General features: G+C 55.3%; 13 protein-coding genes. 6 read left to right on the top strand and 7 right to left on the bottom strand.

What is annotated here, in order from left to right; translation table 11 throughout:
- Positions 1–50: 50 nt before the first annotated feature.
- Genes mdtC through AC6I8L_RS12715 form a run of 3 tightly spaced genes read right to left on the bottom strand, consistent with a single transcriptional unit; the run spans position 51 to position 7,464 of the window.
- A complete protein-coding gene (gene mdtC, locus AC6I8L_RS12725) occupies positions 51–3,119 on the bottom strand; it encodes a multidrug efflux RND transporter permease subunit MdtC (protein WP_058961405.1) in 3,069 nt (1,022 codons plus the stop codon).
- Positions 3,116–6,238, bottom strand: coding sequence for an MdtB/MuxB family multidrug efflux RND transporter permease subunit (locus AC6I8L_RS12720; RefSeq protein ID WP_058961404.1), 3,123 nt, complete (start codon positions 6,236–6,238; stop codon positions 3,116–3,118). Before AC6I8L_RS12720 ends, mdtC begins: the two co-directional genes overlap by 4 nt.
- The gene (locus tag AC6I8L_RS12715; RefSeq protein ID WP_058961403.1) at positions 6,238–7,464 is read right to left on the bottom strand and encodes an MdtA/MuxA family multidrug efflux RND transporter periplasmic adaptor subunit; all 1,227 of its coding nucleotides are present in this window, start codon (positions 7,462–7,464) and stop codon (positions 6,238–6,240) included. Before AC6I8L_RS12715 ends, AC6I8L_RS12720 begins: the two co-directional genes overlap by 1 nt.
- A gap of 240 nt (positions 7,465–7,704) precedes the next feature.
- Here AC6I8L_RS12715 and AC6I8L_RS12710 point away from each other — a divergent pair, with 240 nt between their 5' ends.
- Together AC6I8L_RS12710 and AC6I8L_RS12705 are read left to right on the top strand one after the other, a co-directional pair.
- A complete protein-coding gene (locus AC6I8L_RS12710) occupies positions 7,705–8,667 on the top strand; it encodes an aldo/keto reductase (RefSeq protein WP_058961402.1) in 963 nt (320 codons plus the stop codon).
- A gap of 213 nt (positions 8,668–8,880) precedes the next feature.
- A complete protein-coding gene (locus AC6I8L_RS12705; RefSeq protein ID WP_058961401.1) occupies positions 8,881–10,221 on the top strand; it encodes a carbohydrate porin in 1,341 nt (446 codons plus the stop codon).
- A gap of 130 nt (positions 10,222–10,351) precedes the next feature.
- On the opposite strand, the gene yegD is transcribed toward AC6I8L_RS12705, so the two are convergent.
- The 3 genes from yegD to AC6I8L_RS12690 form a co-directional block, all read right to left on the bottom strand.
- Positions 10,352–11,704, bottom strand: a complete 1,353-nt coding sequence (gene yegD, locus AC6I8L_RS12700; protein WP_058961400.1) for a molecular chaperone — start codon at positions 11,702–11,704, stop codon at positions 10,352–10,354.
- A gap of 62 nt (positions 11,705–11,766) precedes the next feature.
- The gene (locus AC6I8L_RS12695) at positions 11,767–14,331 is read right to left on the bottom strand and encodes a diguanylate cyclase (protein WP_058961399.1); all 2,565 of its coding nucleotides are present in this window, start codon (positions 14,329–14,331) and stop codon (positions 11,767–11,769) included.
- A 149-nt stretch (positions 14,332–14,480) separates the two neighbouring features.
- Positions 14,481–15,095, bottom strand: coding sequence for a phosphatase PAP2 family protein (locus tag AC6I8L_RS12690; RefSeq protein ID WP_034824832.1), 615 nt, complete (start codon positions 15,093–15,095; stop codon positions 14,481–14,483).
- 229 nt (positions 15,096–15,324) lie between these two features.
- On the opposite strand from AC6I8L_RS12690, the gene udk reads away from it, so the two are divergent.
- From udk to asmA, 3 genes are all read left to right on the top strand, one after another.
- Positions 15,325–15,963 carry a uridine kinase gene (udk, locus tag AC6I8L_RS12685; protein ID WP_034824830.1) on the top strand — a complete coding sequence of 213 codons (639 nt, stop codon included), beginning with the start codon at positions 15,325–15,327 and terminating at the stop codon, positions 15,961–15,963.
- A gap of 87 nt (positions 15,964–16,050) precedes the next feature.
- Entirely contained in the window at positions 16,051–16,632 is a 582-nt protein-coding gene (gene dcd, locus AC6I8L_RS12680) for a dCTP deaminase (protein ID WP_034824828.1), read from the top strand.
- A gap of 135 nt (positions 16,633–16,767) precedes the next feature.
- Positions 16,768–18,570, top strand: coding sequence for an outer membrane assembly protein AsmA (gene asmA, locus AC6I8L_RS12675; RefSeq protein ID WP_058961398.1), 1,803 nt, complete (start codon positions 16,768–16,770; stop codon positions 18,568–18,570).
- 49 nt (positions 18,571–18,619) lie between these two features.
- On the opposite strand, the gene AC6I8L_RS12670 is transcribed toward asmA, so the two are convergent.
- Positions 18,620–20,185 carry a TerC family protein gene (locus AC6I8L_RS12670; protein WP_058961397.1) on the bottom strand — a complete coding sequence of 522 codons (1,566 nt, stop codon included), beginning with the start codon at positions 20,183–20,185 and terminating at the stop codon, positions 18,620–18,622.
- Between the two features lie 791 nt (positions 20,186–20,976).
- Between AC6I8L_RS12670 and wbaP the strand changes: the two genes are divergently transcribed.
- Positions 20,977–22,410, top strand: a complete 1,434-nt coding sequence (wbaP, locus tag AC6I8L_RS12665) for an undecaprenyl-phosphate galactose phosphotransferase WbaP (protein WP_058961396.1) — start codon at positions 20,977–20,979, stop codon at positions 22,408–22,410.
- The last annotated feature ends 115 nt before the right edge of the window (positions 22,411–22,525 follow it).

Below are 22,525 nucleotides of genomic sequence, written 5' to 3'. Positions count from 1 at the left end.
TGGATAAAGTTTACTCGCTTTATGCTATGTAGCAAAGGTGTATAGCATGGTCATTCGGTAATCAATGCCGCTTTTTTACGCCGACTCAGCTTATCCATCATCAGAAACACCACTGGTGTGGTGTAGAGCGTGAGTAGCTGGCTCATCACCAGCCCGCCGGCAATGGTGATCCCCAGCGGTTGACGCAATTCCGCACCGTCGCCGCTGGTCAGCACCAGCGGCAGTGCGCCAAACAGCGCTGCCAGCGTGGTCATCAGAATCGGGCGGAAACGCATCTGACAGGCCTGGAAAATGGCGTCACGCGCGCTGAGATTGCCATTGCGCTGGGCCTCCAGCGCGAAATCCACCATCATGATGGCGTTCTTTTTCACGATGCCAATCAGCAGCAATATCCCTATCAGCGCAATCAAACTGAACGGCGTATTAAACAGTTCCAGCGCCAGCAGCGCGCCCACGCCGGCCGAGGGCAGGGTAGAGAGAATGGTCAGCGGATGCACGTAGCTCTCATACAAAATCCCCAGCACGATATACACCGCCGCAATCGCCGCCAGCATCAGATAAAGCTGATTGGATTGTGACTGCTCAAACACCTGCGCCGTACCGGCAAAGCTACCGCGCACGCTGGAGGGCACACCGAGCGCCGTCATGGTGCGTTCAACCGCCGCCGAAGCCTGAGATAACGACACGCCCTCCGGCAGGTTAAAGGAGATTGTCGAAGCGGCGGACAGGCCTTCATGGTTGACCGACAGCGGCGCGTTAGCTGGTTGCCATTTGGCGAACCAGCTCAGCGGAATGGCTTTGCCATCGCTGTTGATCACGAACATCTGATCGAGGGCGCTGATATCCTGGGTGTAGCGCGGATCGACTTCCATCACCACTTTGTACTGATTCAGCGGCTGGTAAATGGTGGAGATTTGCCGTTGACCAAAGGCGTTGTTCAGCAGCGCATTGGCGGCTGAGACTTCAATACCCAGCCGCGCCATGCTTTCCCGATCGTAGGTCAGATCCATTTCGCTGCCTTTGTCCTGCTGATCGGAGTTCACGTCGACCAGTTCCGGCAACGCGGCAAACGCCTGACGAATTTTTGGCTCCCACTCACGCAGGTCAGCGAGATTGTCCGACAGCAGGCTGTATTGGTAGCTGGCGTTGGATTCACGTCCACCGATGCGAATATCCTGCACTGCGTTGAGGTACAGGTTAGCGCCGGGCTCTTTCGCCAGCTTGGTGCGCAGGCGGGCAATTACCTCCTGCGCGTTTTCACTGCGTTCCGACAGCGGCTTAAGAGACACGAACATCGATCCGCTGTTGGTGCGCGAACCGCCGGTAAAGCCGGTGACGTTATCCACCGCCGGATCGGCTTTGATGATGTTCATAAAGTCCTGCAGCTTGCCACGCATCGCCTGGAACGAAATGCTCTGATCCGCCGAGATAAAACCGTTTAAGCGTCCGGTGTCTTGTTCCGGCATAAAAGTTTTGGGGATCGAGATAAACAGATACACCGTCAGCCCGACGGTGGCGAGCAGCAGCATCAGCACCCAGATGGCATGATTCAGCACCCAACCCAGCGAGCGCGCGTAGCCGTTTTGCACGCTCAGCATCACTTTGGCGAAACCACGGGTACGCGGTTGGCTGCGCTTTTCCTGCGGCTTCAGCAGGTAGGCGCACATCATCGGCGTCAACGTAATCGAAATAAACAGCGAGATCAGGATCGCCACCGACAGCGTGATGGCAAATTCCGAGAAGAAGCGCCCGATAATGCCGCCCAGCATCAGCAGTGGCAGGAACACGGCAATCAGCGACAGACTCATCGACAGCACGGTAAAGCCCACTTCGCGCACGCCGGTTAGCGCCGCCTGTAGCGGTTTCATCCCCGCTTCAACGTGACGCGCGATATTTTCCAGCACCACAATCGCATCATCGACCACGAACCCGGTGGCGATGGTCAGCGCCATCAGCGAGAGGTTGTTGAGGCTGAATCCGCACAGATACATGGCGGCAAAGGTGCCAATCAGCGAAACCGGTACGGCGGCGGCCGGGATCAGGGTGGCTCGGCCGTCGCGCAGGAACACAAACACCACCAGAATCACCAGCGCCACCGCAATCATTAATGACTGCTCCACTTCCTGCAGCGAGGCGCGAATGGTGGGGGAGCGGTCTTGAGCGATCTGTAAATCGATGGCGGCGGGGATCACCTCATGCAGCAGCGGCATCTCGCTGCGGATGCGATCCACGGTTTCAATGATATTGGCATCCGGCGATTTGCGTACCACCAGCAGCACCGCCGGTTTGCCATTGGTCATCCCGGCGTTGCGCACGTCCTGCACCGAGTCCTGCACGTTAGCCACATCGCTCAGGCGGACCGCCGCGCCGTTGCTGTAATGCACCACCAGCGGCTGATATTCGCTGGCGGTTTGCAGCTCATCGTTGGTACGTACCTGCCAGCGCTGCTGCACATCATCAATCGCCCCTTGCGGACGGCGCTGGTTGGCATTGCTGATGGCGGTACGCACCGCATCCAGTGACACGCCCTGATTGAATAGCGCCTGAGGATTGAGATCGACGCGCACCGCAGGCAATGAACTGCCGCCCACGGTGACATCACCAACGCCCTGAATCTGCGACAGCTTCTGTGCCAGTTGCGTTGAGGCGTAATCATACAGCTGGCCGGGATTATAAATATCCGAGGTCAGCGTCAGGATCATGATCGGCGCATCAGAGGGGTTGGCTTTGCGATAGGTCGGACGGCTTGGCATGCCGGTCGGCAGCAGGCTTTGCGCGGCGTTGATGGCGGCCTGCACGTCACGCGCGGCACCGTTGATATCGCGGTCAAAATCGAACACCAGAATCACGCGCGTGCTGCCGAGTGAACTGGTGGAGGTCATCTCACTGACACCGGCAATGCGCCCCAGCGAACGTTCCAGCGGCGTGGCCACCGAAGCAGCCATGGTTTCCGGCGACGCACCGGGCAGCGAAGCGGTAATCACGATTACCGGGAAATCCAGCTGCGGCAGCGGGGCGACCGGCAGCAGACGGAAACCGAGAATACCGGCCAGCGCAATCGCCAGCGTCAGCAGCGTGGTCGCCACTGGCCGATGGATAAACAGCGCGAAGAACTTCACGGCTGCGCCTCGGAACGCTTAAAGCGACGGCGCGTGGCGTGGGCCAGTCGGTCAAACAGCAGATAGATCACTGGCGTGGTAAACAACGTCAGGATTTGGCTGAGGATCAAGCCGCCGACCATGGCAATACCTAACGGATGACGCAGCTCTGCGCCAACACCGGTGCTCAACATCAATGGCAAGGCACCGAGCAGTGCCGCCATCGTGGTCATCAGAATCGGACGGAAACGCAGTAAACAGGCCTGATAGATCGCTTCACGTGGTGCCATACCTTGCTCACGCTCGGCGGCCAGCGCGAAATCGATCATCATGATGGCGTTTTTCTTCACGATACCGATCAGCAAGATAATGCCGATGATGGCGATGATATCCAGCTCGTTGCCGCTCAGCATCAGCGCCAGCAGCGCGCCCACCCCCGCAGTTGGCAGCGTGGAGAGAATGGTGATCGGATGGATAAAGCTCTCATACAGCACACCGAGCACGATATACATTGCCACCACCGCCGCAATAATCAGCCACACGGTACTGGTGAGCGCCGCTTCAAACGCCAGCGTGCTGCCCTGGAACTGCGTCATCATTTCGGCGGGCATGCCGACCTGATCTTCGGCTGCGCTGATGGCTTTCACCGCTTCGCCCAGTGAATAGCCTTCGGCGACATCAAACGAGAAGGTGGCTGACGGGAATTGATCGAGGTGGTTAATGCTCAACGCCGCATGACGCTCTTCGATCTGCGCGATGGCACTGAGCGGTACGCTGCCGCCGTCAGTGCTGGTCAGTCGAATACCGTCGAGACTGGCCAGGCCCGGCGTTTGCTCATTGTTCTGCTCCAGCACCACGCGATACTGATTGGCCTGGGTGTAAATGGTGGAGATCAATCGTTGACCGAAGGCGTTGTACAGCGCGTTATCGACATCCGCCATGGTGATGCCGAGTCGGCTGGCGCTGTCACGATCGACACGGATAAAGGCTTCAAGGCCTTGATCCTGCCAGTCGCTGCTGACGTCACGCAGCTGCGGCAAGCTATTGAGTTGTGCCAGCAGCTTCGGTACCCAGGTGCTGAGTGATTCCAGTGAGCCGGATTGCAGCGTGAACTGGTACGGCGTGCGGCTCGCCTGGGTTTCAATGGTCAGATCCTGCACCGGCTGCAGCCACAGTGAGACGCCAGGCACTTTATCAATCTCTTGCTGCAGGCGTTTCTGTACCGCAGGAATGCGGTCATCACGCTCGCTGAGCGGTTTCAGGTTGATCTGTAAACGCGCGCTGTTCAGTGCCGCATTGGTGCCATCGACGCCGACAAATGACGTCATGCTCTGCACCGCCGGATCTTTCATGATGATCGACGCCACATCGCGCGTGCGTTCCGCCATGCTGCTGTACGACACCGACTGCGGCGCCTGCAAGGTGCCCTGAATAATGCCGTTATCCTGCTGCGGGAAGAAGCCTTTCGGGATGGCAATCCACATCACCACCGTCAGCAGCAGCGTGCCGAGCGCCACCGACAATGTGATCCACGGATGCTGCAATACGCGCGTTAACCAGCGTCCGTACCCGGCAATCACCCGATCAAACATCGCTTCACTGGCTCGCGAGAAGCGGTTCTGCTTGCGCAGCGATTCGGCACTCAGCATGCGTGCGCACATCATCGGCGTCAGCGTCAGCGACACCACGGCGGAGATCAGAATCGCCACCGCCAGCGTCACGGCAAATTCGCGGAACAGACGACCAATCACGTCGCCCATAAACAGCAGCGGGATCAGCACCGCAATCAGCGAGAAGGTGAGGGAGATAATGGTGAAGCCGATTTCGCCCGCGCCTTTCAGCGCTGCCGTCATCGGCTTCTCACCTTTTTCGATATAGCGCGAGATGTTCTCGATCACCACGATGGCATCGTCGACCACAAAGCCGGTGGCAATAGTGAGTGCCATCAGCGTCAGGTTATTGATTGAGAAGCCGAGGAAATACATCGCCGCAAACGTCCCAACCAGCGACAGCGGTACCGCCACGGCCGGGATGATGGTGGCAGGCACGTTACGCAGAAACAGATAGATGATCATCACCACCAGACCAATCGCCAGCATCAGCTCGTGCTGCGTATCCGCCACCGATGCACGGATATTGGTGGTGCGGTCGGTGAGCAGTTTCACGTCCACCGATTTGGGCAGTGTGGCGGTAAGGGAGGGCAGCAGCGTACGAATACTATCAGCGGTGGCAATGATATTGGCACCCGGCTGGCGCTGTACGTTGAGCACAATCGCCTGCTGACGGTTAGCCCATGCGCCAAGCCAGCTGTTTTCTGCGCCCTGCTCAATAGTGGCGACATCACCAAGACGCACTGGCGCACCGTTGTTATAGCTGATGATCAGCTTGCGGTAATCCTCGGCGGAGGTCATCTGATCGTTGGCGGCCAGCGTAATCGATCGCGTTGGGCCATCCAGGCTGCCCTTGGCGGAGTTGACGTTGGCGTTGGTGATGGCGGTGCGCACGGTTTCGCTGGTCAAGCCTAACGCGGCCAGTGCCTGGGTGTTCATTTTCACGCGCACAGCTGGGCGCTGTCCGCCGGACAGCGTCACCAGGCCCACACCGGTCACCTGCGAAATTTTCTGCGCCACACGCGTCTCCACCATATCCTGCACCTGCGTCAGCGGCATGCTGGTGGTGGTGACGGCGAGCGTCATGATCGGTGGATCGGCAGGATTAACCTTGCTGTAGACCGGCGGGTTGGGCAGATCGCTGGGCAGCAGATTGGTGGCGGAGTTGATCGCCGCCTGTACTTCCTGCTCGGCGACATCCAAAGAGAGTGAAAGCTGGAACTGCAAGGTCACCACCGAGGCACCACCGGAACTCTGCGATGCCATCTGCTTCAGCCCTGACATCTGGCCGAACTGACGTTCAAGCGGGGCGGTAATCGAGGAGGTGACCACATCCGGGCTGGCGCCAGGGTAGAGCGTGACCACCTGAATCGTCGGGTAATCCACTTCGGGCAGCGCCGATACCGGCAGAAAGCGGTAACCGAGCACGCCCGCCAGCAGAATGGCAATCATCAGCAGCGTGGTCGCCACCGGGCGCAGAATAAACAGGCGTGACGGGCCGCCACTGCTGTCCTGAGGCATCACCTGCATTATTGACGCTCTCCGCGCGCAGGCTGGGCGGCGCGCGTGCTGTGTGTGGCGGTACTTTCCGGTGATACCACTTCAACGGTGACACCTTCGGTCAGACGATCCAATCCGTCAGTGACCACCCGCTCACCGGCGTCGAGCCCGGCACTGATCACCACTTTCTGGCTATCCTGCAAGCCCGCCGTTACGCGCTTCTTGCTCACTTTGTTTTCGCTGTTGACCACCCAGACAAAGTGGCCGTCGTTGCTCATTTGTAGCGCAGCCGTTGGGATCACCACCGCATCCTGCAGCGTGTCCACTTTCAGACGCGCATTCACAAACTGATTGGGGAACAGCGTGTCATCCTGATTATCGAAGCGCGCTTTGAGTTTGATGGTGCCGGTAGTGGCATCAATCTGGTTGTCGAGGCTGAGCAGCGTGCCGCTGGTGAGCAAGGTTTTATTGCTGCGATTCCAGGCTTCAACAATCAGCGGCTGCCCGCTTTTTTGCGCTTTGAGGATCTGGCTAATATTGTTCTCGGCAATGCTGAACACCACGTCGATCGGATGGGTTTCGGTGATCACCACTAAGCCACTGGTATCGCCGGAGGTGATGTAATTGCCCACATCGACCTGCTTCAGACCTACACGACCGGAGATCGGCGCGGTAATGCGGCTGTAAGTGAGATTGAGCTGCGCGCTGGCAACGTTACCTTCATCGGCTTTAATCGTGCCGAGGGTTTCACTCACCAGCGAACGCTGAGTGTCCAGTTCCTGCTGCGAGACCAGCGAGGTTTTCGCCAGCTTTTCATAACGGCTGAGATCGCGACGTGCATTGGCCAGCGTGGCCTGATCTTTTGCCAGCTGGCCCTGGGCCTGAATTAACGCGACCTGATATGGGCGGGGATCGATCTCGGCCAGCAGCGCACCGGCTGCGACCTGCTGACCTTCCTGGAAATGCAATGCCATCAACTGGCCGTCAACGCGGCTGCGTACCGTCACGGTATTGGCGGCGGTGACGGTGCCAAGCCCGCTGAGATAGTAGGGCACGCTCTGGGTCGTTGCAGCAGCGGCCTGCACCGGTGCTAAAGGACGGCGATTTGCGCCGCCTGCGCCGCGACCATGATGCTGCTGGCCCTCGACTTGCGGCTGCTTACTCGGTTCCGCAGGATGCTGCCACCAGTAATATCCGCCCGCGACTGCGGCGATCGCGACAAGTGTTATCAGGCTTGTTTTCAGTCGACTGTTCATCTGCTTGCGTGCTCTCCAGCGGTTTCGTATTCCCCAAATGCGAAAGCAAAATGGCCGTTTCGCAAACGAAATGATTGTAGACGCCCGGGCCGGGCAAAAATTGAAGGAATTAAGAATATCGCCCCTGAGGCGCTAAGTATTCATATTACGTAAACATTTTGGCAGGAAAACGCATAAGCGCAGCGATTTCCTTTGCTAAGCTCAAAGGCAGTCATGTCTCGTTTCAATAAGGAGAACAAAATGAGTCAACAGAAAACCCGTCAGCTTGGCGACAGTGGTATTCAGGTTCCGCTTCTCACTTTTGGCGGCAACGTTTTCGGCTGGACAGTCGACGAGAAAACCTCGTTCTCACTGCTCGACGCGCTGGTGGAAAAAGGGCTGTTCTTTATCGATACCGCGGACGTTTATTCTCGCTGGGCTCCCGGTAATGAAGGGGGCGAGTCTGAAACCATCATTGGCAAATGGCTGAAAAAAAGCGGCAAGCGCGACAGTATCGTGCTGGCGACGAAAGTGGGGATGGAGCTGTCTCCGGAGAAAACCGGGCTAAAACCGGCTTACATCCGTCAGGCAGTGGAAGATTCGCTGCGTCGTTTGCAAACCGATGTGATCGATCTCTATCAGGCGCACCGCGACGACCAGGATACGCCGCTGGTCGATACACTGAAAGCCTTTGATTCGCTGATTAAAGAAGGCAAAGTGCGTGCAATTGGCGCCTCCAACTACAATGCTAAACGCCTGCAGGAAGCGCTGGATATCAGCAAGAAAGAGGGACTGGCGCGTTATGAGACCCTGCAGCCGGAATACAACCTGTATGACCGCCAGGAGTATGAAAGTGGGTTGGAGCAGGTGGCGGTTAAAAATGGCCTCGGCGTGATTAACTACTACTCGCTGGCCAGCGGTTTCCTGAGCGGTAAGTATAAAAAGCCGGAAGATGCCAGCAAGAGTAAACGCGGGCAGGGCATCGTCGAAAAGTATCTTAACGAGCGCGGCAAGCGCATTGTCGAAGCGCTGGAGGATGTGGCGGCTTCGCACGATGCATCAGCGACTCAGGTCGCGCTGGCGTGGCAGATTGCGCGCCCGAGCATCACCGCACCGATCGTCAGTGCCACCTCGCTGGAACAGATTAATGAGCTGGTGAAAGCCACCGAATTAGAACTGAGCAAGCAGGAAATCGAAGAGCTGGCGAGTGCCAGCAAAGCGTAATCCACCCGGGGCGCTGCGGCGTCCCGCTTTATTTTGTTTTTTTGCCATGCAAAAAATGCCATTTCTGTAAAAAGATATTCATTCATAGACCCTTGTCACAATTGCGTTAATTAACTATCACCCTGCCAAACACTGCGCACATATTTGCAAAAATTGACATAGCGCCAGCACTATCCTCTGTTCGATCCTTTCCCGTTACATCACAAAAGAATAATGATCATGAACAGAAAAAAAGCAGTGCAGCATATGCCCCGTCTGGCAGCGGGCACCCTGATGTTTGCGATGTTGAGTACATCAGCAATGGCGGCTGATGCATTCAGCTATGACTCACCTTACATGTTCGGCGATTGGGGTGGTTCCCGAACGCAGCTGGAACAAGACGGCATCAAATTCGACGTCAACTACACCATGGAGAGCGCTTCTAACCTCGGCGGCGGCGCGGATACCAACACTTCCATGCGTTACAGCGATCAGTGGGCATTTGGCGCCAACTTTGACCTGGAAAAACTGCTGAACTGGCAGGATGCGCAATTCCAGATGACCATCACTGACCGTAATGGGCAAAACATCTCCGATCAGGTCGCCGATCGTCGCACGGGCATGCTCTCTTCAACGCAGGAAGTGTATGGCCGTGGACAAACCTGGCGCCTGACGCAGTTCTGGCTGAGCAAAGGTTTGTTTGATGACGCGGTTAACCTGAAAGCCGGTCGTGTCACTGTCGGTGAAGACTTCGATAACTTCGACAGTAAGTTCCAGAACCTGGCCTTTGGTAGTGGTCAGGCGGGTAACTGGCGTGGCGATCGCTGGTTTAACTGGCCAGTTTCCCAGTGGGGCGGCCGTGTGAAGTTCAACATCACGCCGGAAGTGTTCTTCCAGGTCGGCTTCTATAACCAGAACAGTTCCAACTACGATCGCGGCGATGGCTTCCGTCTCGACACCAGCAATTCCGAAGGCAATATGGTGCCGGTGGAACTGGGTTGGAAACCGACTTTCGGTGCCGACAAACTGCCGGGTAACTACCGTATCGGGTATTACTACTCGTCAGCCAACAGCGATAACTATGGCAGCTGGCGCGATGGCGCTTATCAGAGCCAGGATCACGCCTACGGTGGCTACGTGTTGTTGCAACAGCAGCTGACAGCGCAAGGTGGTGATGCCAGCCGTGGATTGGGCGTGACGGTTCAGGCGGTGATGAACGATCATAAAACCTCGAAAACCGACAACTATCAGTCCATCAGCTTCACCTGGAAAGGACCGTTTGATGCGCGTCCACAGGATGAAATCGGTGTTGGTGCGGCGCGCATCCACGTTAACAGCGCCTATACCCGTTCGCTGCGTGAGCAGAACAACGCTAACGGCGAAACTGACTTCAACAGCCCGACCTATCTGCCGATTCAGGATGGCTCGGAATACAACTACGAGATCTATTACAACGCTCAGCTGACCAAATGGCTGCAGCTGCGTCCGAACCTGCAATATGTGGTGGCGCCGGGTGCAGTGAGTGAAGTGAAAGATGCGTTTGTTGGCGGCATTGCGGCGAACATTAATTTCTGATTCGCGGATGCACATGAAAATGGCGGCCAGATGGGCCGCCATTTTTTTGCTTGTTACCGGCGTAATTCATTGCGCATCGGGCAGTGGATCAATCATCTGCACAATGCGCGATAAAGTGGTTGCAACCGGGTTAACGGAACATCACCTCTGCCCAGCGCGCCAGACCGGCGGTCACTGAGCCAAAGTCATCACCACCCGCTATTGGCGTATCCGGCAAGGCCTGCTGCAATGCCGCACGCAGCACTGGCGAACGTGCACTGCCGCCGGTCAGGTAGATCACTTCCGGCTTGGTTTCACAGGTGGCGAGTGCCAGATGCACCTGCTCCAGGATGCGCTCCAGTGGCTGGTTGATGGCTTCTTCCAGTTGCGTGGCGCTGATATCAGCCTGCAATGACTGGGCGATAAACGCCAGCGACGCTTCGGTTTCCGGCAATTCGGACAAGGCGATTTTGCTCTCTTCCGCCGCACGCACCAGACGATAACTCAGCTTCTGCTGCCACACTTTCAGCAGGTGCGCCACTTTGTCACCTTGCTCTGCATCGCGAATCAAATCGCGCAGCAGTTTACCGCTCGCGGCAGAGTAGAAGTCGCTTTGCGCCGGAACATCGTTAATCGCCACCGCGTTCCACCACGGCAGTGCGGGCAGGGCGGTGCCTTTTTGCGTGTTACCACCAAGACCGAGCAGCGGCATCAGGGTTTTGAACGCGAGGATAATGTCGAGATCGTTACCGCCCACGCGGCAACCACTGTGGCCCAGCAAACTTTCACGGCGGTCGGTTTTATTGCGCCACTCTGGACCCATCAACAGCATCGAGCAGTCGGTAGTACCACCGCCGATATCGACCACCAGCACACGCGTCTCTTTCTCTAATGTCGCCTCAAAGTCCAGACCTGCCGCAACCGGTTCAAACTGGAACTCAACGTCGCGGAAGCCAGCACGCTTCGCCGCACGCAGCAAAATACCCTGTGCCTGCTGGTTAGCGTCTTCACCGCCGAGACCCTGGAAGTTAATCGGACGACCAATCACCGCCTGCTCAATCGGGCGATCGAGTTGAGTTTCACCCTGCTGGCGAATGTGCAGCATCATGGCGCACACCAGATCTTCGAAGAAGGCGATTTGCTGTGGTTTTAAGCCGTTGGCGCCAAGGAAGGATTTCGGTGATTTTACGAACCACACTTCTTCCGGGTCCACCATATATTGTTGCAGCGCGGTCAGGCCGAACTGCACGCTTGCCGCGGTCACTTCGATATCTTCTTCGCGGTTATAGCGCAGAGCACGCTGGAGCAGCGCGGTACCCTCTGTATCCGGTGTCGGCACCTGATGATGGCGGTGCAGCCATTCGCTGATTGCTTCACGCGTGGGTGCACAAATCATGGAGGGAAGCAGGCGCTGACCCTTCTCCAGTGTCAGCAGGCGCGGTGTACCGTTATCGCTGACCGCGATAGAACAGTTGGCCGTGCCGTAATCGAATCCAATGAACATTTTATCCCCCATGCCAGAAAAAAGGGGGCGACTTTAGCGCAGCCAGCGCGGGCTGGCAATGATCACATTTGTACTTCCTGATAAACGTGATATTGACCACGGCCCGCATGTTTCGCGCTATAGCAGGCGACATCCGCCTGTGACATCACCACATTGCGGATGCAGTTGTGCTGATCAATCTGCGTGATCCCGGCGCTGGCACCCACATGATAAGGATGATCGTGCCACAGGAAAGTGTATTCGTTGACCGAAGTGACAATGCGCTGAACCACCTCGCGCACCTGGTCAACGTGACTGTTCGGAAGCAACACACCAAATTCATCGCCGCCCAAACGCGCCAGCAGATCGCTGCTGCGCAGGTGTTTTTGCATCAACTCCGCCAGTTCTCGCAGCAGGGCGTCGCCTGCCGCATGACCTGCGTTGTCATTCACCGCTTTGAATTTATCCAGATCAATAAACACCAGCACATGCTGAGTGTTGTTGGCCGCAGCATCGTTCACCACGTGTTTGAGTTGCTGTTCAAAGCTGTGGCGATTTGGCAATCGTGTCAGCATATCGTGTGAGGCGCTGTAGCTCAGGCGCTTCATCATCTTGCGCGATTCACTGACATCCTGAATAACCATCACCGCACCGATGCTGGCGCCGGTTAAGGTTTTCAATGGCGTGATACTGTAATGAATTTCCACCTTTGTACCATCGGGGGTATGCAGTACCAGCCCCTCTTCCAGATCGGGGGTCGTTCTCTCGCCCGGCAAGTTGCACAGCAACAGATTCTCCACGCGGGGGCCTTTTGCGCCACGCGTGATGTTCAGCAACTCGGTAATAGGCATACCCGCCGCTTTATCCTGTGTCCAACCGCTGAGCGTTTCGGCTACCGGGTTCATAAAGGTCACGCGCATCTCGTCATCGGTGCTGATCACCGCTTCACCAATGGAGGCGAGAGTAATCGCCATACGCTCTTTTTCCTGGAACAGCGCTTCGTTGAGCGCGCGCAGTGGCGTAATGTCCTGACAGATGCCGAGCATGCGTTCGATTTGACCATCCTGGCTGAGAATGCGGTTAGCCTCGGTGCGCACATAGCGCGAGCCGCTGGGCAGATTGACACGGTATTCCATATGGAAAGCGCTGCGCCGTTCAATCGCCTGCTGCACGATCAGCGCGGCCGTTTCGCGTTCTGTCGGTTCCAACAGATGCAGCCAGAGATCATAGGTGGGGATTTGATGCGGGCCCAGCGCAAACAGCTCGTACATGCGCTTGTCCCACAGCATTTCACCGGTCAGCAGATTCCACTCCCACACGCCGATACCGCCCGCTTCGTTAGCCAGCGTGATGCGTTCCATCAGGCGACGATTCACCTGCTCACTCTGTTTGAGTTCAGAAATATCGACAATCTGTGCAATAAAATAGAGCGGCTGGAAATTGGCATCGCGCACCATGGATGCTGTCAAACTCGCCCAGACAATTTCGCCATCTTTGCGGAAATAGCGCTTCTCCATGGTGTAGCTCATGATGTCACCCGCCACCAAACGCTCCAGCTGTTGCAGGTCGCTGTTGAGATCATCAGGATGGGTAATCTGCTGGAAAGTGAGTTTTTTCAGCTCGTCCGCCGGAAAGCCCAGCGTGTGACAAAGCGATTGATTTACCTGCTGCCAGCCGCCATTGGGCGACACCAGCGCCATGCCAATCGCCGAATACTCCATCGCATGGCGGAAGCGGGTCTCACTCTCGCTGATATGATGCTTTTCGCGCTGGAACGCATCCATCACCAGCGCCATCACATGACTGGGCAGCAGCACTAACAGGAATGGCAACCAGGTGCTGACCTGGCCGAGTAACAGACCCGTCTGTGCCAGGTTAACGAAACTGAATGCCAGCAGAATGGAGATAAAACTGGCATTAAGAAAGAACAGTAAAAAGGCTTCGAATTTCGGTAGCCGCACCGCGCACCAAAACAGGATCACCACAATAAAGGTGAACGGCCACGGCAGAAAACGCAGCGACAAATAGCTGGCCAGTAGGGTGACGATCAGTGTCAGCAGCGTTTCCAGCTGACGATCGGGGGTGATTAATTGACGCAGCGGCTTGTTGGGCCATAACAACAGCACGGGGCCGAATGCCAGCACGCCAATCACTTCGGAGATCACCCAGGTAGAAAAGAAGGGCAACGACGCACGATGCCCTACCTGCAGCATCCAGACCGCCACCACACCGCCAATCAGCGGCGCAATCAAACCGGCGCAGACGGCAAATCGCACCCAATCGAGCAGCGAATTCAGGGGATTTCTGCGATCCAGCAGCGCGCGCAACATCAGGCCGCCGAGAATGGCCTGCACCATATTCAGGATGGCAAATTTAAGGTTGCTCAGCGCCGGACCGATGACGATTAAATTGGCCAGCGAGGTGCCGATGACACAGCTGAGCAGCAGCAGCGGAACATGTTTTGAGGGGGCGCGAAAAACCACCACCGTCATCAGGGCGGTGGAGTACCAAAGCGGGGAAATGCGTCCGCTGACCACAATCAGTTCGAGACAAAATAGCGTCAGTAAAAAGGCCAATGCACCCAAAAACAGTGCGTTGAGCCATTTTCTTTGCGGTCTATCCTGTGAGGTTAATATTTCCAGGGTCATGCACGAATCCAGCAGCGCGCATTCGTTACACGTCGAAAAATGCGCCAATCATTCTCTGTTTTGCATGCTAGCACATCTGTCTAAGATGTCTGCGCAGAATCTAGTTTAGCCCTGATTCAATGAAAGTTTTGGCCCTGACAGAAAAATGATTAATCGCGAAACAGATCGGCACGCGTATAGGGTTTTTCTAATCCGGCGAGATGGGCGGAAAAACGTTCAAGAAATTGCTGCGTGGTGGCCACGCGGCCATGACTCATCAACACCAGCGGCACCAGCAGGGCGACACACACTTGCGCCAGGCTGAAGCCCTTCAGAGCGGTGCGGCGCTGTGTCAACAGGAATGCACTGCTCAGCGTAAAGCCCAGCATCAGGCCGGTGAGCACTTCACTGAAGGAGTGCGCGTGGATCACGAGGCGTGACAGGCCAACCATCATCGGGATCAGATAGCCAATACCGATGGTGAATGCGCGCCAAAAGGTGGGGAAGCGGCCCGAAACCAGCCACATCATCACCGGCCAGAGCGTTGCTGACATGGCGCTGTGGCCGCTGAATCCGGTGAAGTTAAATCTGGCGCTGCCAATGCCAAACCCAAGAAACAGGATTTTAGACAGGCTAACCAGCAGGCCCGCCAGGCCAAAAGCGAGCAGCCAATACCAGACAGTTTGGCGGTTGTCGCTTTTCCACGGCAACACTAGCGCGATAATCACGGCGGTCGGGATCAGCAACATGCTGTCACCAAAATAGGTCAGGGTTTTCCAACTCATATTTTTCCTTGGGCTTTATTGAGTCAACCTGGGGGGTACACCACTCAGGCAGGAGAACAGTGTATCGATTAAGCATCTGGCTGCAAAAGGGGATATTCTGAAAAGCGGCGGGCCCATTTCTCTGGCATCAAACAGGTGAAATACCTATAATTGCCGCCAACTAACCCTCTCAATCGGCCTATTGCGGTTTCGGCTTCAATTGGCTCCAGTTATCAGGTCTTAAAAAAGTATGACTGACAAGTCTCATCAGTGCGTGATCGTTGGCATCGCAGGTGCATCCGCATCCGGAAAAAGTCTTATTGCCAGCACGCTCTATCGTGAAATCCGTGACCAGGTCGGTGACGAGCATATCGGTGTGATCCCCGAAGATGCCTACTACAAAGATCAGAGCCACCTCACCATGGAAGAGAGGGTGAAAACCAACTATGACCATCCCAGCGCGATGGACCACGATCTGCTGTTGCAGCATCTGCGCGCGTTAAAGGCGGGTCAGGATATTGAGTTGCCGGTTTATAGCTACGTTGAACACACGCGCACCAGCGACTGTATTCATCTTAAGCCGAAAAAAGTGATCATCCTTGAGGGCATTCTGCTGCTGACCGATGCGCGTCTGCGTCAGGAGATGAACTTCTCCATCTTCGTAGATACCCCGCTGGATATCTGTCTGATGCGTCGCATGAAGCGCGATGTGAATGAGCGTGGTCGTTCCATGGATTCGGTGATGAGCCAGTATCAGAAGACCGTGCGTCCAATGTTCCTGCAGTTTATCGAGCCTTCCAAACAATACGCTGACATTATCGTGCCGCGTGGCGGGAAGAACCGCATCGCCATCGATATTCTCAAAGCCAAGATTAACCAATATCTTTGAAAATTCTGCGTCCGGATGGACGTGACGCGTGAAGGTTGTCACAACAGTGGCGACCTTTCGCTACACTTAAAGCATGGAGACTCTGCGATGAGATTATGCGATCGCGACATTGAAGCCTGGCTCGACAACGGTAAACTGGCGATTGACCCGCGCCCACCGGTTGAGCGCATTAATGGCGCAACCGTGGACGTGCGCCTCGGCAATCAGTTCCGCACCTTCAGTGGTCACACTGCGCCATTTATTGATTTGAGTGGTCCAAAACACGAAGTCAGCGCCGCACTGGATCGCGTAATGAGCGATGAGATTGTGCTGCCGGAAGGGGAAGCGTTCTTCCTGCATCCGGGTGAGTTAGCGCTGGCAGTGACGCTGGAATCGGTCACGATTCCGGATGATCTGGTGGGTTGGCTGGATGGCCGCTCCTCGCTGGCGCGTCTGGGCTTGATGGTGCACGTGACGGCACACCGTATCGATCCAGGCTGGCAGGGCCGCATTGTGCTGGAATTCTACAACTCCGGTAAGCTGCCGCTGGCGCTGCGTCCGGGCATGTTGATTGGCGCATTGAGCTTTGAACCGTTGTCTGGCCCAGCGGCACGCCCTTATAACCGCCGCGAAGATGCAAAATATCGTGGTCAGCAGGGTGCCGATGCCAGTCGTATCGACAAAGACTGATGTTCGCCTGAATGATTCAACGTGCGGCAAAGCGGTAAGAGGGTGAATCCCCGGTAGCTGGCATCAGTGTGTGACTGGGGTAAATGAACGCAGCCAACGCCGCTGCAGCATGAAGAATGACGGTGATGAGGGATTATGAGAAGAGTGATAACGACGCTGGCCATCCTGTTAGTGGTGGTCGTGGCGGGCATGACGGCACTGGTGTTGCTGGTCAATCCCAACGACTTTCGTACCTATATGGTACAGCAGGTAGAACAGCGCAGTGGTTATCAACTTGAAGTCAGTGGTGGCCTGCGCTGGCACGTCTGGCCGCAACTCAGTATTCTCGCCGGGCGCATGAGCCTGACCGCACCTGGCGCCAGTCAGCCGATGGTCACTGCAGAAAATATGCGTCTGGATGTCAACCTCTGGCCGCTACTGTCGCATCAGCTAAGCGTCAGCCAGGTGATGCTGAAAAATGCCGTCATTCGTGTTACGCCAGACAGCGCCGCCCAGAAACCGAGTGGTTCACCGGTGGCGCCCACGGACGCGGAACCGGTGGTGACGCGCACCAATGGTTGGTCATTCGACATTGCTAAACTGCGCCTCGCCGACAGTTTGCTGATCTGGCAGCAGCCCGGTGGCGATCAATATAACTTCCGTAATCTCAATCTCAACCTCGATCAGGATGCCAGCAAAAATGCCAGCATCGAACTCGCCACGCGCATTTCACGCAATCAGCGTAATGTTAGCGTCAATCTCAAAGGGCAGATGAATGTGGCGCAGTATCCGCATCGGCTGGTGGGGCAGATAGAAGAGATGGATTACACGCTGGACGGCGCTAACCTCCCGCCGCAGGGCATCAAAGGGGCGCTGAGCGGACAGGGCGAGTGGAATGCCGATAAACAGCAATTCTCGTTGCAAAAGATGCAGTTGACGGCCAACGACAGCACGCTGGATGGCAGTGCCGAAGGGCGTTTAATGTTGCCGCAGCAGCTCAATCTGGCTTTACACGCCACGACATTGAATCTTGATAATCTGATGGCCAGCGCGCCCGCCAGCGACAACAGCACCCCACAGCACGCCAGCGTGACGCGCACGCCGGTGATTGCTGAACCACGCACGCGTACCAACGCTGACTCGCCGTTAAATCTGATGGATTTAACGCTGAGCCTGAATGCGGATTCCAGCGTGTGGCGCGGATTGACGCTGAGCAATCTGCAGATCGATGCCAGCAATCAGGAAGGGTTGATGACCTTGAACAAACTGCAGGGGAAAATTGGCGATGGGCACTTCTCGATCCCGGGCAGCATTGATATCCGCCAGCCGGTGACGAAAGTCGCCCTGCAGCCGGAAATTGAAAACATCGCCATTGCACCTTTAATGAAAGCGCTGGAACTGCCGGAGAGTTTGCAGGGCACGGTCTCCCTGAAAGGCGATCTCAGCGGCACGGGCCTGAGCGTGGATGAAGCGAAGCGTAACTGGCAGGGTAATGCCGAGCTGGAGGCTACCAACCTGCAACTCGCCCAGCTTAATCTGCAACAGATGGTGCGCCGTGCCGTGGCGCGCGTGAGCAATAGCGTGACCAATGATGAGCCGGACGATCAGGGGATTCAGCAGCTGAGCGGTCGTATTAGCCTGAATCAGGGCAAGGTTGTCATGCCAGATCTGCAGGGTGGCAGTAACCGCCTGGCAGTGCAGACCAAAGGCACGGTTGATGTGGTGAACCAGCAGCTCGACGTCACCTTCAATATGATGCTGCGCGGCTGGAAAGGCGACGATAAGCTAGCGACTCTGCTCAATGGCCAGGCAATCCCACTGCGGATGTACGGTGGCTGGAACAACCTGCAGTACTCACTGCCGGTTGACGATGTGCTGCGCCAGCAGTTGCAGAGTGAAGCGAAGTCGCGCCTTAACGAGTGGCTGGATCGCCAAAAGCCTGCGGTGCAACAACCTTAATCCACGTAAAATGCCGTTATGCCTGGTTTGATGGGCATAACGGCGTCGGTTACCGCCCAGGCTCAGGCGCGGGCACAATCTCCACTTTCTGTACCCGATGATTTTCCACCTGCAGCGTACGCAATAAATAATCCCCTACCTGTAACTCTTCTCCCTCTTCAGGCACATGTTGCAGGCTGTCCATTAATAATCCGGCCAGCGTGTGATAATTACGTTTCTCATCCAGTGGCAAATGCACATAGGCTGCCAAATCTTCCAGAGGAATATGTCCGTTCGCCACCCAACCGCCATGCGGCAACGGCTGGATATCATAACGCGCATCAATCTCCTCACCTTCATTCGGCAGATTCCCGGCGATGGTTTCCATCAGGTCACTCAGGGTGACCACGCCTTCCACCGATCCAAACTCATCGACCACAAACGCAAAATGGGTGCGGGCGTGACGGAACTGCTCCAGTGCCTGCAATAACGTCAGGCGTTCGGGAAAGATCAGCGGCTGTTTCACCAAAGCACGTAAATCGAGAGAATGGCTGTGCAGCGACTGATGGAGCAAATCAATCACATGCACCACGCCGAGCGGATCGTGCCCGCGTTCGGTAATCAGGATGCGGGTGTGCTGATTGTTATCCAGCTTAGCCATGATCGCGGCGGGATCTTCACTCAGATCGATGTGCTCAATATCGTGGCGTGACGTCATGATGCTGCTGATGTGCCGCTGCCCTAAACCGAGTACGCGGGCAATCATGCGCCGCTCCTGGCGATTGAATAACGCACCTTCATCACTGTCGCTGAGCAATGAGGCGGTATCGGCGTCCAGTTCGGCACGCTGGGCTTCACCGCGCAATATGCGCAGCACGGCTTCAGAGGTGCGCTGGCGCAGCGGGCGTCCGGCGGTGAGGAAGCGGCGCCGATTAAACAGCGCCAGCTGATTAAACATCTCGATCACGATTGAGAAACCAATCGCCGCGTAGAGATAGCCCTTCGGAATGATAAAACCGAGGCCTTCCGCCACCAGACTGAAGCCAATCATCAGCAGGAAACTCAGGCAGAGGATCACAATGGTTGGATGACCATTCACAAAGCGTGTAAGCGGCTTACTCGCCAGCAGCATGAGTAAAATGGCAATGGTGACCGCCGCCATCATTACCGGCAGTTCGTTCACCATGCCTACAGCGGTAATCACCGCATCAAGCGAAAAGATGGCATCCAGCACCACAATTTGCGCGACCACTGGCCAGAATTTAGCACCGTTCTTACTTTGACCGCTCTCTTCGTCGCTACCTTCCAGACGACTATTGAGTTCCGTCGTGGCTTTATAAAGAAGAAACAGCCCGCCGGAGAGCAGCAATAGATCGCGGGCGCTGAAATTGTGCTGGAACAGGGTAAACAGCGGTTGCGTGAGAGTCACCAGCCAGGAAAGCGATGCCAGCAACACCAGTCGCAACAGCAACGCCAACAGCAAACCGATTACGCGCGCACGGTCACGCGCCGCAGGCGGTAACTTTTCGACCAGGATGGCAATAAAAACCAGGTTATCAATACCCAGCACCAACTCGAGAACGATTAGCGTGACTAATCCTGCCCAGAGCGACGGATCGAGGATCCACTCCATCATGCTTTCATCACCTGAATGTCTGAAAATGCGTTTTGTCTGATGATAGTGAATTAGCAGGCAAGGTACAAATGAGGCAAATCGCGCGATATCACCCTGTTGTCCTGAGTTTTAGGCATATTCTGAGAAGGTACATTTCGTCGATAAGATGAATGTATGGATAAACTTCACCGCATCGTGATAGTGACGATTAATTCTAATATTCACGCGCAAGCGTACGTTTTTAATGCGAAGCAGTCCGAAGGTGAGTATCGAATTATTCTGAATTTTACGCAGGAATGGGCTGAAAGGGATGGCATCAATACTTATGGCTGGTAGTCTTTTTCCTAAAATAGTGCAGGGGACACGGGGCCTACTTGTAAACAAGCCAGTAATAACTAGTATAGCAACGTGTTAGTAAATGTCTGCGCCGAAGTTGTTAATAGCGCGCTGTTTAGCTTCTTAATGTTATGAATTGTGATCGTGCACGGGATTAGCCTGCCGCTGGCTAAGAATAATCTTAGTGAGTGCGATGAAAATAGATGCGATTGCAGCGGTATTGGCAGCGACAGCCAAGGGCGGTAGCGTGCCTGAAGTGCTTTTCTCCGTTCAGATTAGGGCTAAATCGTGGCAAGGGAAGTCAGACTAATCTGTTGGTATTTATTGCAATTCTTTGGCTTTACTAAAAAGAGAATTGGCTTAAACACCGGAGCGTTTGCCGCAGATTGCCTCCCCGTTAGCAGTGGATATATCGCTCATTTATTACACAGGGCAGAGGCGTTAGGGATTAGGGAAATAAAATAAAAGAGTTAAATATGCGCGATAACCAAATTACATATAAAAGTCTCCTCACTAAAATTTTACTGGCGTGCTCGGATTTAATTTGTTTCAACGCGGCATTGTTTATTGCTCTGGCGGTGATTAATTCGTTCACAGATTCTCCACTGGCAGATATATCTGAAAAATACCTGCACTTAAAAATCGCCACCCACGTTTGTTTATCGATTATTTGCGTAGGCTGGTTCTGGGTTCGCCTGCGTCATTACACCTATCGCAAGCCATTCTGGTTTGAGCTGAAAGAGATATTTCGTACCATTCTTATTTTCTCTGTCATCGATTTGTCAATTTCAGCATTATCGCAATGGCAGATGTCGCGCTTTGTCTGGGTGACCACCTGGATTGTGGCGTTGATATTAATTCCGCTGGCGCGCGCCATCTCTAAACGCGTACTGAATCACTTCGGTATGTGGAAAAAACAAACCATCATCATCGGCAGTAGCCGTAATGCTGAAGAAGCCTGGCAGGCGCTGCAGAGCGAAGAGGTGATGGGGTTTGATGTGATTGCCTTCTTCGATGTTGATGGCAGTTGCCCGCAGGCCAGCATCTCTGGCGTACCGGTACTGCACAATGAACAAGAGCTGTGGCAGCTGACGCACAGCGAAACCCAGTTCATCGTGGCTGTGGAGTTTGAACAGAGCCAGCATCGTGACAACTGGCTGAAAATGCTGGCAATGCATAACTGCCGTTCAGTCTCAGTGATTCCAACTCTGCGCGGCGTGCCCCTTTACGGTACCGACATGGCCTACATCTTCAGCCATGAAGTGATGATTCTGCGCGTGAACAATAATCTGGCGAAACGCACTTCGCGCTTCCTGAAACGTGCTTTCGACATCGTCGGCGCACTCGGCATCATTATTGCGCTGTCACCGGCGCTGCTGGTCCTCGGCTTTATGGTTGGACGCGACGGTGGCCCACCGATTTACGGTCATGAACGTGTCGGCCTGAACGGACGTAAATTCAAATGCCTTAAATTCCGTTCGATGGTGATCAACTCGAAAGAGGTGCTGGAGGAAGTCCTGCGCACCGATCCGGTCGCTCGCGCCGAATGGGATAAAGATTTCAAACTGAAGAATGACCCGCGTATTACCAAAGTTGGCCACTTCATCCGTAAAACCAGTCTGGATGAACTGCCACAGCTGTGGAATGTGGTACGCGGCGACATGAGCCTGGTGGGCCCCCGTCCAGTGATTGAAGATGAACTCTGTCGTTATGCCGGTGATGTTGATTATTACCTGATGGCGAAACCCGGCATGACGGGATTGTGGCAGGTTAGCGGTCGTAACGACGTTGACTATGAAACGCGCGTCTATTTCGATTCGTGGTATGTCAAAAACTGGTCGCTGTGGAATGACATCGCGATCCTGTTTAAGACAGTGGGTGTCGTGCTGAAACGCGATGGTGCTTATTGATACCAGAAGGGCAGGGGACGAAATCATTATCCCCGTCTGAAATGCCGGTGCTGGGAGTGCCTTAACTGACAACTGCCATTATCGAGCCTGAAAAGAGTCGGTGACTTGCCGGCAG

It is taken from the genome of Type-E symbiont of Plautia stali, assembly GCF_059731115.1.
This window is presented reverse-complemented; position numbering and strand designations above follow the sequence as displayed.

Excerpts from the sequence above, each read along its gene's own strand:
- AC6I8L_RS12720 (WP_058961404.1), bottom strand. The coding sequence starts at position 6,238 with ATGCAGGTGATGCCTCAGGACAGCAGTGGCGGCCCGTCACGCCTGTTT.
- AC6I8L_RS12715 (WP_058961403.1), bottom strand. The coding sequence starts at position 7,464 with ATGAACAGTCGACTGAAAACAAGCCTGATAACACTTGTCGCGATCGCC.
- AC6I8L_RS12710 (WP_058961402.1), top strand. The coding sequence starts at position 7,705 with ATGAGTCAACAGAAAACCCGTCAGCTTGGCGACAGTGGTATTCAGGTT.
- AC6I8L_RS12705 (WP_058961401.1), top strand. The coding sequence starts at position 8,881 with ATGATCATGAACAGAAAAAAAGCAGTGCAGCATATGCCCCGTCTGGCA.
- yegD (WP_058961400.1), bottom strand. The coding sequence starts at position 11,704 with ATGTTCATTGGATTCGATTACGGCACGGCCAACTGTTCTATCGCGGTC.
- AC6I8L_RS12695 (WP_058961399.1), bottom strand. The coding sequence starts at position 14,331 with ATGACCCTGGAAATATTAACCTCACAGGATAGACCGCAAAGAAAATGG.
- AC6I8L_RS12690 (WP_034824832.1), bottom strand. The coding sequence starts at position 15,095 with ATGAGTTGGAAAACCCTGACCTATTTTGGTGACAGCATGTTGCTGATC.
- udk (WP_034824830.1), top strand. The coding sequence starts at position 15,325 with ATGACTGACAAGTCTCATCAGTGCGTGATCGTTGGCATCGCAGGTGCA.
- dcd (WP_034824828.1), top strand. The coding sequence starts at position 16,051 with ATGAGATTATGCGATCGCGACATTGAAGCCTGGCTCGACAACGGTAAA.
- asmA (WP_058961398.1), top strand. The coding sequence starts at position 16,768 with ATGAGAAGAGTGATAACGACGCTGGCCATCCTGTTAGTGGTGGTCGTG.
- AC6I8L_RS12670 (WP_058961397.1), bottom strand. The coding sequence starts at position 20,185 with ATGATGGAGTGGATCCTCGATCCGTCGCTCTGGGCAGGATTAGTCACG.
- wbaP (WP_058961396.1), top strand. The coding sequence starts at position 20,977 with ATGCGCGATAACCAAATTACATATAAAAGTCTCCTCACTAAAATTTTA.